This window comes from Telluria beijingensis, from assembly GCF_030770395.1.
GTDB classification, from domain to species: Bacteria; Pseudomonadota; Gammaproteobacteria; order Burkholderiales; family Burkholderiaceae_D; genus Telluria; species Telluria beijingensis.
The window spans coordinates 3,274,930-3,292,337 of the sequence record NZ_CP132480.1; the positions used below are offsets into that span (position 1 = coordinate 3,274,930).

Here is a 17,408-nt window from a genome sequence, read left to right on the forward strand (position 1 = left end):
TCAGCAAAAGCCCAGCCTTGGTGCTGGGCTTTTTGCTGTCCGGGCCTTGTCGACGATACTGGCCTGCAGGAAGAAAAAAGCCCCGCTCCTATCGGAACGGGGCTTTTTGTCCTAATGCCGCAGAAGGGGCATCAAGCAGTCGGCATCAGAACGGGCCGACAACCGACGCCACCAGAATAACGCCGTTCTCTTCAGCTGCGTCGATATAACCGTGCGGCAGTCCTTCAATGCGGATCACGTAGTCTTCGCTATCGATGGCGCCATTACCGGTATCGATGACCAGCCAGGCGTTATACGCGTCATACGTGTCCTGGATCAGGAGCCCCTGATACGCGAGGTCGGCTGCAGGACTCGTGTTCGCCATGAAGAGATCGTTCAAGGCCGTCATTGCCTGACTCCCGGTTTGGAATGCAAATGCGCTCCAGGTCTGGTCGACGAGAATTTGAAGATCGACATCGTGTTCAAAATGCAGGGTAGTACCGGCAGTCGAAGTGATGATGTTATCGAACGTTCGCGGGCCGTAAAGCTCGCCCAGGTATGAATCGCTCGCTGCTTCGTACATCACGTGGTCATGCCCCTCCCTGGCGTTGATTTCGTCACCGCCACCATAGCCCCAGACCGTGTCATTGCCTGCACCGCCATACAGTAGATCGTTGCCGCCGGTTCCCTTCAGGGTATCGTCGCCATTGAAGCCCCACACGACGTTGCCGGAGATTTCATCGCCTGCGTTCGTACCGACCCCGAAGATGTAACCTTCGGGATCGAAGGTCGCGATGTCGGCGCCGGCGAGACGGAACGCGCCCTCTGCCACTTGTCCATCCGCTTGCGCGCCGACACCCGTCCACTCGCCTTTCAGCGTAGTGACCAGCTTGTCGCCAATGTAGACATCCGCATGGAAGGTTTCATTCAGGATGATCCCACCACCATTGAACAGCGGCGTGTAAGCCGTCAGAACGTCCGGGCCCGTGCCGCTACCTGTGTCCGGATTCGGCTCATTACCCGTGGATGGATTCGGATCCGTGCCGGTATCCGGCATGGTGCCCTCGCTGCCAGGCTCGCCCGGGCCGACCGGCATTTCACCGTTATCCGCATCATCGTCATCGTCATCGCCCTCGTCCGGCCACTGGTCCGGATCCTGGATCGGTTCCCACACCGATTCGTACACGAGGTTGTGGTTCGCATCGACCTCTACCATGCCATAGCCGGCAAGCAGGGCATAATCGTTGGCGCCGATATTACCGTCGCCGTCCGCATCGACCGCCAGCATCGACGTCATTTCGGAGTAATCGTTCAACACGATCGCCGCATTGGCCTTGTTGCCGTGCGCCGCATGGTAGGCGTCATTCAGCGCCGCGATCACGGTGGCGGCCGAGTAGAAGCTGTAGACCGGGTTCATGTCCTCGTCATTCGCCTCGACACGGTCGATGACCTTGCCATACCGGGTGGCGACGGCGGTGACGTCGACGCCGAAGTCGATCGTCACCTGGCCTTGCGAGCCCACGAAATCGAAGGGAGCCGCGTACTCGTTCGCCATGTCCCACTCTTGCGAAAGATTGGTCGCCTCCGGCGTGTCGATGAAGACGACACCGCCCTGGTTGAAGATGAACTGGTCGCCGCCCTTGCCGCTGATGCCGACCATGGTCTGCGGGATTTCCATGCTTTCTTCCTCGGGCTCGATCCTGCCCATCGTATAGCTGTCGCCATACTCGTCCTGGAACGCCAGGACGCTGGCGTTCACCGACGTGATCGGATGCGGCGTGGTGACGCCATCGATCGCCGTCAGGTCGCCAACGTACTGGTGCATGCCGTACAAGCCGATGAAGTCAGTGATGCCCAGATACTGCACCTTGGCGTTTTCCAGCTTGATGATCAGGTCGCTGCCGCTGTCGTAGTGGTTCGCTTGACCGGTATTGCTCTCGCCCAGGATGTAGACATCCTTGCCGACCTGGCCCGCCACCACGCTGCCGTAGTGGAGGGAGTCGGCCAGGTAGACCTGCGCCGCCGCGATCAGTTGCTCGAGCGAGTCGTACTGGGTCGTATCGATCACCAGGCCATCGTGCGGACGCGCGATCACGTTGTAGAAGTCAGCCTCGACCATGTCCTCGGTACGGAATTCGATCTTGTCGGTGCCGAACTCGAAGTCCTCGATGACATCGAAGCCACCGCCGCCTTCGACCGCCTCGACCGAATCGCCCTTGTTGACGAACACGAAGGTATCCGCGCCGTAGCCGCCGTTCAGGGTATCCGCGCCGGTGGAGCCGACGAGGATGTCGTCGCCATCGCCGCCCGACAGGAAATCGTCGCTGCCGTTACCGTTGAGGCGATCGTCGCCGTCGAAGCCCCACAGATACTGCCCATGCAGATGCTCGTTATTTTCCGAGCCCAGCACATACACCCGGCCCGACTGGTCGTACGAGGTGTAGTTCTTGCCGTCCTCCCGCACACCGATGGTGAAGGCGTTGTACATCGGGCCCGCATCCGTCTGGCCGATCAACTCGCCTTCCAGGGCATCGTCGTTCTTCTCGACGTAGCCGAGCGGGATTCCGAAATCATCGTGCTCGAACATCTGCCAGCGGCCAAAGATCGTGCCCGAAGCCGAACTGGTCACATACACGCCGTCGGCATCGTAATCGGTCGTCACGACTGCCGGGTTGTACGGTCCCTTGATCAGCTGGGTAGCCAGGTTGTAGTTGCCGGCGTCATCGATCTGGCGCAGTTCGACCGTCTTGTGCCCCTTGCTCAGGTCGATCGGTCCCAGGATGACGGTATTGGTGTCGGTGTCGATTGCGTCGCCATCCACCGTCACCCATTCACCCTCGTCTTGCTCGTCCTTGCCCGCGAGACGCCACTGCAGCTTGCCGCTGGTATCCAGCTCGCCGGTGTACTTGAAGAACACGCGCGCCTGATCCAGTTCGGTCACGTTGGCATCGTCCGTCGCCTGCTCCACCGCGCTGAAATACACGCCATTGTCCGGCTTCTTGGTGTCGAGCGTGAAGTTCACGGTTGCCGAGTGCTCGCCGACGTTGCCGGCCAGGTCGACCTGGCGCACCACCACGGCCTTGACGCCATCGCCCAGTTCGGTCAGGTCCAGCTTGGCCGTGCCGCTGTCATCGGTCGCCTTGCCCTTGAACCAGGTGTCGCCGTTATCGGTGCTGTATTCCCAGATCGTGCTGCCGTTCGTTTCCAGGCCCGAAATGTTCACCACACCCTTGTTGGTGATGCCATCGCTGGTATTGCTGCCGGTATCGCTGTCCAGGCTGATAGTCGGCGCGGTCGGCTTGATATTGTCGAGCGTGAAGCTGATTTCGGACGCCTTGCTCGTATTGTTGGCCAGGTCGATCTGGCGCACGAAATAGGTGTTCAGGCCCTGCTTCGTCGCTGGCGCCGTGCTGCTCCAACCCTCGATGCCATCGACCGAATACTCGATCCTGGCGCCGGTTTCCACACCCTCCAGCGACATGGTGGCGTCGTTGGTGACACGGTCGGCATCCGTGCCGACGTTGGTGCCATGGCTGTCGGTGGCCAGCTTCATGGTCGGCTTCGCCGCGAAGTAGTCGTACACGATCTGCTTGCTCACTTCGGGCGACTTGTTGCCGGCCGCATCGATCGAGCGCAGGTAGACGGTGGTAACCTTGTCCGCATTGAAGACCGGTTCCGTCGCGCCTTCCGCGACGACCGGGGTGCCCTTGGTCAGGTCGACGTTCTTCACCCGCACCACCTTGGTGCTGGTGAACACGTCGATCGACTCGGTGTGCCAGGTCTTGCCGTCGGTGCTCCACTGGTACTTCTCGCCGGCGCCGATGCCGTCGCCGGTGTACATGAAGTCGACGTGGGCCGATGCCGCCTTGGTCACGTTGTCGAGCTTGCGGTCGCCCGCGCCCTGGGTCACCTGGCTGAAGGCGATGTCGCCGACGCTCGGCGCCTTGCCGTCATAGGTGATGCCCGTGGCAACCGCCTTGGTGGCATTGCCGGCGCTGTCGATCAGGCGCAGCGACAGGGTCGGGTTGGCCTTGGTGTCGACGCCTTCGATGGTCACCTTGCGGCCGACCACGTTCTCGGCCGCGACCGAGGTCCAGGTCTCGCCGTCGGTCGAGAACTGCACGCGCTCGCCATCCTTCAGGCCCTGCTCCAGGCTGGCCGTGACCGTCGCGCTGGCCTGGTTGGTGATGAAATCGTCCGACACGTCATCTTCGTCCTGCGAGATGGCGTCGATGGTCACCGCATTGAGCGGCGCCTGGTCGTCGAAGGTGATCTTCTGCTCGGCCGGCTGCTTGAAGTTACCGGCGGCATCGATCACGCGCACGCGCAGCGTCGGGCTGGCCGATGCGTCGATGCCGTAGATCTTCAGGGAGGTGCCATCGACGGTTGCACGGCTGTCCGGCATGTCGAAGGTCGAGATACGATTCACGTCCGGCACGGTCGCGGTGGTCCACTCGATGCCGTCGACCGAGAACTGGACGTATTCGCCATCGCTCAATGCGGCCGACAGGGTGGCGTCGACGTTCGCCCAGGACTGGTTGGTGGTGAAGTCCTCGACGATGTCGTCATCGCTCTCGGTGATCTTGTCGAAGGTCACCGTCACGTCTGGCGGGGTATTGTCATAGGTGACCGGCTGCGAGGCGGCGTCGCCCGCATTGCCGGCGGCGTCGACGACGCGCACCTTCAGCTCGGGGCTGCCGGACACGTCGACACCATAGATGACGACTTCCCGGCCCTCGACCAGGATGCCGGACATGCTCTCGAGGCCGCCATGGCCGCGCGGCAGGACGGCCAGGTGCTCGAACCAGGTCTCGCCATCGGTCGAGTATTGCACGTAGTCGCCAGGATTCAACACGGCCGACAGGGTCGCACGGACGGTCGCGATCGCCTGGTTGGTGACGAAGTCCTGGCTGATGTCGAGCTCATCGTCGCTGATCGAATCGATGGTGACGGTCTGGGTGGCCTTTTGATCGTCGAAGACGATCTCTTGCGTCTTGACGGCGCCTTCGTTGCCGGCGGCGTCGACCACGCGCACCGACAGGAACGGGGTCGTGGCGGTGTCGATGTCGGCGATGGTCACCTTGCGGCCGTCGATGGCCTCGGCGCCCAGCGTGGTCCAGTCGGTGCCATTGACCGAATACTGCACGTACTCGCCCTTGTCCAGCACGGCCGACAGCCTGGCTTCGACGGTGGCGGTGGCCACGTTGGTGGTGAAGTCCGGCGTACGGTCGGCGCTATTGCCCTCGTCTTCGCTGATCGAGACGAACTCGACGGTCTGGGTGGCGCCGGTGTTGTCGAAGGTGATTTCCTGGGTCGCCTTGGCGCCAGGATTGCCGGCCGCATCGACCACGCGCAGCGACAGGCTCGGGGTGGCGGCGGTGTCGACGCCGGCGATGGTGACGGCGGTGCCATCGACTGCCTCTGCCGCCAGGGTGGTCCACTGCAGGCCGTCGACCGAATACTGCACGTATTCGCCCGTCGCCAGCGCGCTGGAGAGGGTGGCGGTCACGGTGGCCGTGGCCTGGTTGGTCACGAAGTCGGCGGTCGCGTCGGCGCTGTCGCCCTTGTCTTCGCTGATCGTCTCGAACTTGACGGTCTGGGTTGCCGGAGTGGAGTCGTGGGTGATCGGCTGGCTCGCCTTGATGCCGGGATTGCCGGCGGCATCGATCACGCGCACCTGCAGGGTCGGGTTGCCCGATACGTCGATGCCGTGGATGGTCACCGAGGTGCCATCGACGTCCTTGGCCGCCACGGGGACCCACTGTTCGCCATCGACCGAATACTGCACGTATTCGCCGGCCGCCAGCTTGCTGGAGAGGGTTGCCGCGACGGTGACGGTTTCTTCGTTGGTGACGAAGTCGTGCTTGCCGTCCGGGGTGTCGCCGCTGTCTTCGGTGATCGAATCGATGGTGACGGTCTGGGTCGGGGGAGTGATGTCGTAGGTGATCGGCTGTGCGATCGCCTGGCCGGGGTTGCCGGCGCCATCGACCACGCGGATCGAGACGGTCGGGCTGGTGGTGGCGTCGATGCCCTTGACGCTCACCGTGGCGCCGACGATGTCGGTGGCGGCAACCGCGGTCCAGGTCTTGCCATCGACCGAGTACTGCACATGGTCGCCTGCTGCCAGGGCGGCTTTCAGCACGGCCTTGACCGTGATCTCGGCCTGGTTGGTGACGAAGTCCGGCGCGTTGTCGTCGGCGCTTTCGGTGATCGACTGGAATTCGACGGTGACGGTCGGCGCCTCGGCGTCGACGCTCACGGTCAGGCGCTGCTGGTCGAGGGTCGCGCGGCCGTCGATGACCAGCTTTTCCTCGATCGACAGGGTGTCGGTGATGGTGACGTGCCGGGCGCCGTCCAGCAGGTTGGCGGTCGCGGTGTCGGCCAGTGCACGGGCGCCGATGGCGCCGCTGAAGATCGCGCCCTTGGCGTCGACGATCCTGTACGCGTCGACGCCGCTCGGGACGGCCATGACCTTGGCGACGTCGGCAACGCTGCCGACCACGGTGACGTTGCCGGCGTAATCGCTGGCGATCACGTCGCTCAGCTTGGTGATGCCGGCGACCGTGACCGGCTTGCCGTCACGGGTGATGACGTTATTGGCCAGGTCGACGACGACGGCGTCCGACGAGGTGCCGGTGAAGCTCAGCACGCCCTTGTTCAGGACCACCGAGAACTCGGGCGCCGGGGGCGGCGGGGTCGGGGTGGTGGGCGTCGTCGGGACGGTCGGCGCGGTCGGGGTGGTCGGGTAGACGACTTCGACGGCGGCAGGCAGGCCGCCTTTTGCCAGCGCGTCGACGACCTGGCCCAGCGTGGCCTTGGCCGGCATGACTTCCAGGACTTTCTTCATGCCGCCGCTGCGCAGCAGCGAATCGAGCGTGACCGGATTGCCGGCGGCCGCTTCGGCGACGTCGGCCAGCGCCTGCACCAGCTTGACCGGATCGGCGGCGCCGCGCGGGGTGTCGAGCAGCCTGGCCAGGGTGGTGCCGGTGCCGATCGCATCGATCACGGCCGGGGTCTTGGTGGCGATGTCGGCCAGTTTCAGCGAGAAGCCGACGATGGCGTCGGCGTCGGCGCCGCTCATCTCGAGATCGACGGCCTTGACCAGCACGCGCGCCGCTTCGAGCGAGGCGTAGCCGCTGTAGGCGAATTTGCCGTCGGCGACCTGCTGGGTGAACTGGCCGGCCAGCTTTTCACGCAGCTGCGTCAGCTGCAGATCGGTCGACTGGGCGCCGGCCTGGATCGTCACGGCGGCGTCGGCCAGCGACATATTGCCTTTGTCGATGGCGTTGACCCAGAATGCCAGGCCTTCGGCGTCGGGCGCGCGGTTGAACAACTGCTGGTAGACCTGGGTGATGTGGGTAACGGTGTCGCTGGAGCCGTACTGCTTGATCGCTTCTTCGGACTGTGCGAATGCGGAGGTGAGCTGGCTCAAGTCGCCATTGGCGTTCTCGAGCTGCATCGTCCAGAACGCGAGACCGTCCGGATCGGCTGGGCGGCCGAAGTAGGCGAGATAAAACGAGCTGATGGTTGAAGCGTAACTTTGAGGCATGAGATTTCCAGTAGAAGAATACAGACGTACGACGAATGTTTTTTTTGAGAAACGAACTCTACTATGTTCGACTCTACTGCTTGAATCACTTTTTCGTTTTTGTCGGGTATTTCCTACACATTTACTGGACGACAATGCTGATGTGTTCACAAACTACTCTCTATTGGTAGCAATTAATGAACAATCCATGCCTTATCAGTAACTTGATTTCAACCTCAGAAATTTATATATCGGCAAAATTGATAAAAACGGTAATTGCATATGCAATGCCCAAAATAAAACCGCCGGCACCCGAAGGCGCCGGCGGTTTTCCTGGCCACTCCTGGATCAAACGGTCGTGATGCTGGTATCGATGGCGCCGACCAGCGTCAGCATCTCTTGCGAGTCCGCAAAGCCCAGCAACACGTCGCCGCGGTCGATCCGGCCGGACGCCAGGCCGTCGACCCAGAACGCCTGCTCGCCGGCACTGCCGACGCGCTCGAAGGCGCTCTGGTACAGGGCGTCGACGAACTGGGCATCCGTCAGCGCGCCATACTTGTCCGACGCTTCGCCCGATGCCACGAACCAGTCCGCCAGCACGGTCATGCTGGCGCCCGACTCGTGCAGGCCGATCCAGAAGTTCAGCCCATCCTCGTCCGCATGGCGCGCGAACAGCGTTTCGTACATGCGCACCAGGGTGGCCACGTCGCTGTGGTTGAAGTCCAGGTCGACCGGCTCGCCCAGCGCCAGCTTCTCGGCCGAATCGGCCATCAGCAGCGCGGCGCCGGCCTTGTCGATCGCGCCGGCGTCGAGCGCCGCGACCCAGTAGACCTTGCCCGCGGCGTCGGCGGCGCGGTCCAGCACATTGCCGTACAGCGCATCGATGAAGGCGGCATTGCCCAGCTTGTCCAGGCCGTTGGCCGCGAGCAGGCTGCGCGCCACGGCGGCCAGGCCGGTCCCCTGGTCCAGCGCATCGATCCAGGTATCGATCGCGGCGTCGCTGGCCTTGGCGCCGCTGGCCGCCTCGACCAGACGCGCCACCGTGCCGCGCTCGGTCGTGTCGGCCGGTGCGCCGGTGAAGCGCAGCACCTCGACGTCGACCACGGTGTCGGTGCCGTCGCTGCCGTGCAGGTCCTTCATCACCAGCTGGCCGTCCTTCACGCGCAGGCTGTAGCCCTCGCGGCCGGCGCCGCTGTAGACGGCGATGTCGCGGCCGCTGCCGCCATCGACGTAGTCGTCGCCCTCGCCGCCGAACACGATGTCGTCTCCATCGTCGCCGTAGACGCGGTCGTTGCCGCCGGCGCTGCCGACGATGTCGTCGCCGCCGCCGCCGTGCAGCACGTCGTCGCCTTCGCCCAGGAAGATGGTCTGGCTGGCGCTGTCGCCCCACACTTTCTGCGACCCGGCGCCGCCGCTCACATTGACCGCGCCGATGATGGCCGCGAAGTCGACGTTGTCCAGCTTGAGCTGGGTGCCGCCCGGCAGTTGCGAGCTGTCGATCACGAGCGCCGTCTGTGGATTGTCCTGCGCCGCTGGCAGGCCCACGATCGCCACCGGAGCGTTCTGCGACGTCGTGCCGCCGAACGTCGGCACGATGGTCTGGACCAGCAGGGAGGTGTTGGACGCCAGCTCGCCGATGAAACCGCTGCCGCCGCCGGTAAGCGCTTCCTGGTCGGTCGATCCGGCCGCGGTGTGGGCCTTGATCTCGCGGATCAGGTCGGTCAGCGCGTCGCCGGCCGTCTTGATCCCCGAACCGGAGCTCGTCATGCCGAAGCCGACCGGCAGCTGCGCTGTCAGGATCGGGTTGCCAGACGCATTCGTGGCCAGCGGGATGTCGGCGACGTCGTTGTTGCCGACCTGCTCTTCGCGCGACTCGGTCACGACCGGGATGGTCACCTTGGTCGAGGTGCTGCCATCGGGATTGCGCACCTGCTCGGTCACCACCTTGACGCCGTCCACGGTGCTGCCGGCCGGCGGATTCACCGGCGGATTCACCGGCGGATTCACAGGAGGATTACCGCCGCCCGCGGCCGGGGTGTTGTTCGTCACCGCCCGCGCCACCACGCTGGCGGCGTCGTTTCCGACCGTGTCCTGGATCGCATGGTCGTCGTTGCCGTCGGTCGGATCAAGGTACGACACCGTCACCGCCTGGCCCTGCTGGACGGCATTCGCCAGCGTCAGCGTCACGGTCCCGGCGCTGGCATTGATGGCGACATTGCTGACGGCCACCTGGCTACCGCCGACGTTGACGGCGAACGCCGACCCCGACGGGGCATGGCTGGCATCGAGCGCCTCGCTATAGGTCATCACCAGCGTGCGGCCGTTGACCGCGGCCGACACGAAGGCCGGGGCCAGCGTGTCGGCGGAGTCGTTCGTCACCGTCCGGTCGACCAGGCTGGCGGCGTCGTTGCCGGCCATGTCCTGGACCGCGAAGTCGTCGTCGCCGTCGGTCGGATCGAGGTACGACACCGTCACGACCTGGTTCGGCTGCACCGCGTTCGTCAAGGTAAGCCGGACGAGGTTCGACTGCGGTTCGATGACGACGTCGTTCACCGATACAGCCTCGCCATCGACCTTCACGACGAAGTCGCCGGCGTCGGGGCCATGGCTGAAGTCCAGCATCTCGCCATAGGTCAGCACCAGCGCCGTGCCGTCGACGGTGGCGCTCTCCAGTACCGGGGCGGCCGTATCGCCCGAGTTGTTGCTGACGGCATGGTCGACCAGGCTGGCGGCATCGTTGCCGACCGTATCCTGGATCGCGAAGTCGTCGTCGTCGTCGGTCGGATCAAGGTACGACACCGTGACGACCTGGCCCGGCTGCACGGCGCTTGCCAGCGTCAGCCTGACGGTATTCGTGAGCGGATCGACGTCGACGCCGTTCACCACCACCGGCTGGCCGTCGACCTTCACCACGAAGTCATCGGTGCCGGGACCGTGGTCCTCGTCCAGGGTCTCGCCGTAGGCCAGCACCAGTGCGGTACCGTTGACGGTGGCGCTCTCCAGCACCGGACCCAGCGTATCGTCCGAATCGTTGTACACCTCCTGGTCCTCCAGGCTGGCGGCATCGTTGCCGAGCGCATCCTGGATCGCAAAGTCGTCGTCGCCATCAGTCGGATCAAGGTAGGACACCGTCACCACCTGGCCCGGCTGCACCGCGCTTGCCAGTGTCAGCGTGACGGCATGCGTGAGCGGATCGATGTCGACGCCGTCCACCGCCACCGGCTGGCCGTCGACCTTCACCACGAAGTCATCGGTGCCGGGACCGTGGTTCACGTCCAGCGCCTCGCTATAGGTCAGCACCAGCGCGCTGCCGGTCACGGCGGCCGTCAGCAGGACCGGCCCCTTCGTATCGCTGGAATCGTTAGCGACAACCTGATTGGTCAGCCCGGCGGCATCGACGCCGGCGGCGTCCTGGATCACCCCCCCGCTGCTCGGCACCACGTACGACACCGTGACCGCGTCGCCCGGCTGCACGGCCGTGGCCAGCGTCAGCGTGACCGTCCCGACGTTGCCATCGAGGGCCACGTTGGTCACGCTGACGGTCGTGTTGCCGATCTTGACCTGGAACGCGTTATTGCCCAGCTGCTGGGTGATGTCCAGCGCCTCGTTGTAGGTCAGCACCAGCGAAGTGCCGTTGACGACAGCCGACGTCAGGGTCGGCGCCAGCGTGTCGACCGAGTTATTGGTCACCACCCGGTTTACCAGGTTCGCCGCGTCGTTGCCGGATGTGTCCTGGACCGGCGTGCTGCCACCGCTCACATCGGCGTACGACACCGTCACCGACTGGTTCGGCTGCACCGCGGTCGACAACGTCAGCGTCACCTTGCCGGCGGCCGCATCCATCGCCACATTGGTGATCCCCACCGGGGCGCCGCCGACGTTGACCGTGAACGATGAGGCCATCAGCGCCACATTGTCCAGCGCTTCGTCGTAGCTCAGTACCAGCGAGGTGCCGTTGACGGCGGCCGACACCAGGGCCGGCGGCGTGATGTCGCCGCCGGCAGCCTCGAAATCGGTGTCATGGCCGAAAATATAGGACAGGTCGATGTCGGGCTCGTAGGTGTTCACGATCATGACGTTGCCGCTGGCATCGACAGCGAAGGTCAACCCGTAAAGCGCATTGAATTCGTCGATCGACGTCTTGCCGTCCACCCAGGCGCCGTCTTCCAGCCTGAGGATGCGGCTCGTGTAGGTGCCGGCGCGATCGTCGTCGTAGATGGCCAGGTAGACCGTGCCGTCCTGCCCCTTGACCAGGCCCGTCCTGCCGCTGGCATTATCCGTATCGACATGGGTGTATGGCGCATACGCATACCCGGATTGCGGGTTCTCGATGATGGGACTGGGGATCCACATGCCGCTCTCCAGCGTCCATGCCAGCAGGTCTTCGTCATAGTCGCCGGTGACGATAACGACCTGGCCGCTGGCGTCGGTGACGGCGCCGACCAGCCTTCCAGTGACTGGCGTGTGGTCCATGTCCACATATTCGCCGTTGCGGTATTTATGGATGATCAATCCGCCATTGTCGTCATCGGCCTGCAGGACATAACTATCGCCGTCCGGGCCGTCGAACTGCTGCAGCGTTCTCACACTGGCGTTGCCGGCATCCGTGGTAGTGAAGGTGAAGCCGCCGGAGGCATTCGTGATGAAGAAATTCTTTTCCTGGACAGCGTCGTACTCCTTGCCTGCCACACGGTGGTAAGCGATGTTGACGACATTGTCGGACGTGACCACGATGCTGGCGCCGGACAATTGGATGGTGGCATCGTCCATCGCCGTTCCCGGCGAGGAAAGGCGTTCGATCTCCACGGACGACCATGCGGCGCCGTCGTAGGTGGACAGCGTGACCACGGCGTCGGCTTCCTTGCCGTCGTCATTGCTCGTCAACACATGGATCTTGCCGTACTGGTCGACGCCGAGCGTCACGCTGGCGTCGAGCTCATCGTATTCCAACTCGGCCGCGCTGAGGGTGGCCGCCGTGGACCAGGCGCTGCCGTCCCACTTGAGGATCGTTACCGTCTGCGTGGAAGAGTCGAACGCAGGCAGGTACATATTGCCGTCGGCGCCAGTGATCAACGACGTACGATCGCCATTCGAGATGGCGGAGCCATCGATGATGCCGCCCGTGATCGCCGGCGCCGGCGACGTGGCCGCCAGCCAGGACGTCGCCGTCACCGGGCTGCCGCCCTTGCCGTCGGTGACGCTGATGGTGACCGAGGCAGTGCCGTTGCTGTTGGCGGTGAAGGTCGCCTGCGCCAGGTCCGCATTGATGGCGCTGGCCGAACCGGTCAACTGGATGCCGGGAGCGATATTGTCGACATCGACCAGGTTGCCGATATTGCCGTTGGTGGCCGTCAGGGTCACCGTGAGGATGTCGCCGTCCGCATCGTCGACCTGGTAGTCCGGCAACAGGGAAGGCATGCCGGTACTGACGCTGGTCGAGAAATAGTCCGTGATCGTCGGCGCATTGTTCGGCAGCGGCCCGAGCGTGCCGCCATAGGCCGCCAGCGCGCCGCCGCTGCCGAGCGACGCCGTGTCCACCTGCCCCACCGCCGCTTCCAGTTCCCAGTCGCCGCCCAGCAGCGCGCTGCCGGTCAGGTCGGTCGACGCGGCGACATCGGCGCCGGTCGCCGCGGCCAGCGCGGCGATGAAGGCCTGGCCCTGCGCGCCTTGCGCCACGTCGCAGCCATACAGCAGCAGGTCGGCATCGTCGGCCAGCGCGGCGCGGATGGCGCCGAGCGCCTCGCCCTGGGCGGCCAGCGTGTCGAGCGTGACCTTGGCGCTGCCCAGCGCGAGCGCGCCGGCGCTGCCGTGGCTCAGCACGTGGATGGCATCGATGCCGCTGCGGCCGGCCAGCGCCTGTGCAATCTGCTGCAGGCCATCTTCCGAGGCATCGAGCAGGACGACTTCAGTGCCCGGCTTGACGGCTGCCGCCAATTGGTCGAAGTCGGGAAGAGAGCGGTCGATGAAGACGAAGGCGGTATCGGAAGATGCGGAATGGGAAACGGACACAGTGGAACTCCACGCAAGATGAATGAATTGCAAGGCCACCCGGGTCACGGTATTGTCATAATGCCTTGCCGACAAGAAACATCTTGACTATAAGTCCCCGTTTTTCATCGAGCAATATTTAAGGTCGAAAAATACGAAAAAGCGTTGTCTTTTATTCGCACTTTTCTCGTTTCGGGCCCCCTTCATTATTCACAAACCAAGTTTGTTTCATTCGGGTCGCGGCAAATCCACACCTGTCTTGACAGATCGCCCGCCCGGGCCAGGCCGGCGCTCTAATTCGGCTTGAAGACGAGCGTGGCCCCGCGCCGCAGCTTGGGATACACGACGGGAATCGTCAGCATGGTGCTGCCGATCGCCATCAACAAGAGCGCCGTAAAAGTCTCGCTGGTGATCACGCCCTTATCGAGCAAGATGTTGGAGAAAATGATCATGATCAGCGCCTTGGTCTGCAACAGCCAGCCGATGATCGACGCTTCTTCCCGACTCCAGCCGAGGATTCTGCCGGCAATCCGCACCCCGACCAGCTTGCCCGCGACCGAGGCCGCCAGCAATACCCCCGCCGCGATGAAGACCGCCGTGCCGCCCAGCGCCCAGTTGGTCCGCAAGCCCGTGCTCAAGAAATAGACAGGCATCATCACCAACAGCACATTGTGGCGAAGGAAGTCGAGCTTTTCCTGGTCGAACCAGTCCGCATCCATCACGGCGCCGGCCAGGAACGCCCCCACCATATAGTGCAGGCCGGCCCAGTCGGCGGCGAAGCCGCAGACCACCAGCCACACCAGCATCACGAACCAGCGGTCGCGCTCGGGGATACTCACCATCAGACGCCGGAACAGCCTGGTGGCGATGATGAACACCAGGAAGAAGCCCAGTTGCCGCCCGACCCGCTCCCAGTCGAGCAGGATCAGCGCCAGCACGCCCCAGATCGCGATATCGTCCAGGCTGGCGTAGCGCAGGATGCGCTGTCCCAGCGGCTGGCGCAGGATGTCCAGTTTTTCCATCAACAGGATCAGGATCGGCAGCGCCGTCACCGCGCAGGCCATGCCCACGCCCAGCACGAACTGCCAGCCTTGCGCCTGCGGCCCGATCCAGCCGGCAAAGCCGAGCATCCCGGCCGCCACCACGCTGCCGAACGCCAGCGGCACGCCCAGCGCCAGCCCGGCCGTGATGCTGCTCTCGCGCCGATGCAGCCATGCCTTCTTGAGATCGAGTTCGATCCCCGCCAGCATCACGAAGAGCATGACCGCCCACCAGGCAATCCCGTTCAGCGACTGGATGACCTGGGGATTGAAAACGAAATTGTAGTATTCGGGATACGCCTTGCCCAGCACACCCGGCCCCAGCAGCACGCCGGTCAAGATCTGCACGATCACCAGCGGGGCCCAGTAGTCCGTATTGCCGAGCCGCCAGATCAGATAGGGCACGGCAAAGATCAGCAGCATTGCGATCAGGTAAATCTCGGTGGTGGCCATCGCGCTGTGCATGGTCTGTCTCCAGGATAATTATTATGATGACGGGGTCGCCAGGCGGCTGGCATAGCGATACCTCCAGTTCCGGGAGTATCGTCGTAAATATGCGTCGCAAGCAACGCCAGACCTGAAACATTCCTGAAGATTCATGTCAAAATGACATATTGCAAGTTTAATTTGACCCTGAATTAACCCGGTGCTATAGTCGGATCAAAGCCGATGGTAACGTTTCCAAACTTACCAGAATAATAACGGCGCCAATGGAGACACGATGGTCACACCCCGCTACCTGGCTGCAGCCTGCACATGGCTGTGCGCCGCTGCTTTCATGCCAGGCATCGCATCGGCCCAGGCCGCCGCGCCACGTGCGGAAGTCATCCATTGGTGGACCTCGGGCGGCGAATCGAGCGCCGTCCAGCAAGTGGCCCAGGCTTTCCGCAATGCGGGCGGCGTCTGGGTCGACAGCGCCATCGCCGGCGGCGACCAGTCGCGCGCCGTCACCATCAACCGCATCATCGGCGGCAACCCGCCGACCGCCGCCCAGTTCAACACCTCCAAGCAGTTCACGGACGTCATCGAGCAGGACATGCTCAACGACGTCGACCTCGTCGCCAGGGCCCAGGACTGGGACCGCATCCTGCCCCAGCCGCTGATCGACGTCATCAAGCACGACGGCCACTACTATGCGGTGCCGCTGAACATCCACATGCAGACCTGGTTCTGGTATTCGAAAGCCGCCTTCGACAAGGCCGGCATCGAGCGGGAGCCGGCCAGCATCGACGAACTGTTCGCCGCCCTCGACAAGCTCAAGGCCGCCGGCCTGGTGCCGCTGGCCCATGGCGGCCAGTCGTGGCAAGAGAACATCCTGTTCTCGGCCCTGCTGGCCAATATCGGCGGGCGCGAGCTGTACCTGAAAGTGATCCGCGACCGCGACCAGGCCACCATCCTCTCACCGCGGTTTCGCGAGGTGCTGCTCACCTTCAAGCGCATGAAGTCCTATGTCGATGCGGGTTCGCCCGGCCGCAACTGGAACGACGCCACCGCCATGCTCATCGCCGGCAAGGCCGGCTTCCAGGTGATGGGCGACTGGGCCAAGGGCGAGTTCACCAACGCCGGCCAGCAGCCGGGCAAGCACTATGGCTGCATTCCAGGTCTCAGGGCCGACACGCCCTACCTGATGCAGGGCGACGTGTTCGTCTTCCCGCGCACCGACAAGGCCGACGCCGTCAAGGCCCAGCAACTGCTGGCCAGGGTCGTCTCGCAGCCCGACCTGCAGGTCACCTTCAGCAAGCTGAAAGGCTCGATCCCGGTGCGCCAGGACGCCAATGCGGCGGAGCTCGACCTGTGCGCGCAGAAGGGCATCGAGATCATCAAGGACCGCACGCGCCAGGCCGGCGTGACCGAGGTCTACCTGACGCCGGACCAGAACGGCGCCATGCAGGACATCCTGACCGCCTACTGGAACATGGACATCAAGGTGGATAAAGTCCAGCGCAGCATCGCCAACGCCCTCAAATACTGACGCCATGCTCGCCCAACGCCTCCACGTCCGCTTCGCTCCCCACCTTGCCCTCGTGCCGATGGCGCTGGTGGTGCTGGGCGCCTATATCGGCGGCGCGCTGTGGACCTTGCGCACTTCGTTCACGGCGTCGCGCACCTTCCCGTCGGATAACTTCATCGGCGCGGCGCAGTATGTGCGACTGTTCGACAACGAGCGCTGGCTGCTGTCGCTGCACAACCTCGCCGTGTACGGTGTCGCCTTCATCCTGGCCTGCATGGTGATCGGCTTCCTGCTGGCCGTCTTCATCGACCAGAACGTCAAGGGCGAAGGCGTGCTGCGCACCGTGTTCCTGTATCCGTATGCGATGTCCTTCATCGCCACCGGCCTGGTATGGCAATGGCTGCTGGCGCCCGGCAGCGGCATCGAAGGCGCGGTGCGCCAGATGGGCTTCGACGGCTTCTCGTTCGACTGGATCGTGCACCAGGACCTGGTGATCTACACCGTCGTCATCGCCACCGTGTGGCAGGCCTCGGGCCTGGTGATGGCGCTGATGCTGGCCGGCCTGCGCGGCATCGATCCCGAGATCTATAAAGCCGCGCGCCTGGACGGCATTCCGGCGTGGCGGGTTTATCTCCAAATTGTGCTGCCGATGCTCGGCCCGTCCGTCGCCACCGTGTTCCTGCTGCTGTCCACCGCGGTGGTGAAGCTGTTCGACGCCGTGGTCGCGATGACCCAGGGCGGCCCCGGCATCGCCAGCGAAGTGCCGGCCAAGTTCATCATGGACCACCTGTTCCTGCGCTCGAACATCGGCCTGGCGTCGGCCGGCGCGGTCACGCTCCTGATCCCGGTGCTGGCCCTGCTCGCGCCGTATGCCTATGCCCGCAGCCGCCGTGCGCGCCTCGCTGGAGGCCATGCATGAACC

At 64.0% G+C, this 17,408-nt stretch carries 5 protein-coding genes; 2 read left to right on the forward strand and 3 right to left on the reverse strand.

Annotation, left to right across the window (positions count from 1 at the left end):
• Positions 1-145: 145 nt before the first annotated feature.
• From Q9246_RS14580 to Q9246_RS14590, 3 genes are all read right to left on the reverse strand, one after another.
• Positions 146-7,528 (reverse strand): DUF4214 domain-containing protein, encoded by a 7,383-nt coding sequence (locus Q9246_RS14580; RefSeq protein ID WP_306391293.1) that lies wholly within the window; start codon positions 7,526-7,528, stop codon positions 146-148.
• A 327-nt stretch (positions 7,529-7,855) separates the two neighbouring features.
• On the reverse strand, positions 7,856-13,516 hold the full coding sequence (locus Q9246_RS14585; protein WP_306391294.1) for a SwmB domain-containing protein: 5,661 nt from the start codon (positions 13,514-13,516) through the stop codon (positions 7,856-7,858).
• Positions 13,517-13,788: 272 nt separating this feature from the next.
• A complete protein-coding gene (locus Q9246_RS14590) occupies positions 13,789-15,000 on the reverse strand; it encodes a cation:proton antiporter (RefSeq protein ID WP_306391295.1) in 1,212 nt (403 codons plus the stop codon).
• 256 nt (positions 15,001-15,256) lie between these two features.
• Here Q9246_RS14590 and Q9246_RS14595 point away from each other — a divergent pair, with 256 nt between their 5' ends.
• Entirely contained in the window at positions 15,257-16,507 is a 1,251-nt protein-coding gene (locus Q9246_RS14595; protein WP_306391296.1) for an ABC transporter substrate-binding protein, read from the forward strand.
• Positions 16,508-16,511: 4 nt separating this feature from the next.
• Positions 16,512-17,405 (forward strand): carbohydrate ABC transporter permease, encoded by an 894-nt coding sequence (locus Q9246_RS14600; protein WP_306391297.1) that lies wholly within the window; start codon positions 16,512-16,514, stop codon positions 17,403-17,405.
• The last annotated feature ends 3 nt before the right edge of the window (positions 17,406-17,408 follow it).

What these genes read in the sequence shown, in the direction of transcription:
- Q9246_RS14580 (WP_306391293.1), bottom strand. Translation starts at nt 7,528, where the DNA reads ATGCCTCAAAGTTACGCTTCAACCATCAGCTCGTTTTATCTCGCCTAC.
- Q9246_RS14590 (WP_306391295.1), bottom strand. Translation starts at nt 15,000, where the DNA reads ATGCACAGCGCGATGGCCACCACCGAGATTTACCTGATCGCAATGCTG.
- Q9246_RS14595 (WP_306391296.1), top strand. Translation starts at nt 15,257, where the DNA reads ATGGTCACACCCCGCTACCTGGCTGCAGCCTGCACATGGCTGTGCGCC.
- Q9246_RS14600 (WP_306391297.1), top strand. Translation starts at nt 16,512, where the DNA reads ATGCTCGCCCAACGCCTCCACGTCCGCTTCGCTCCCCACCTTGCCCTC.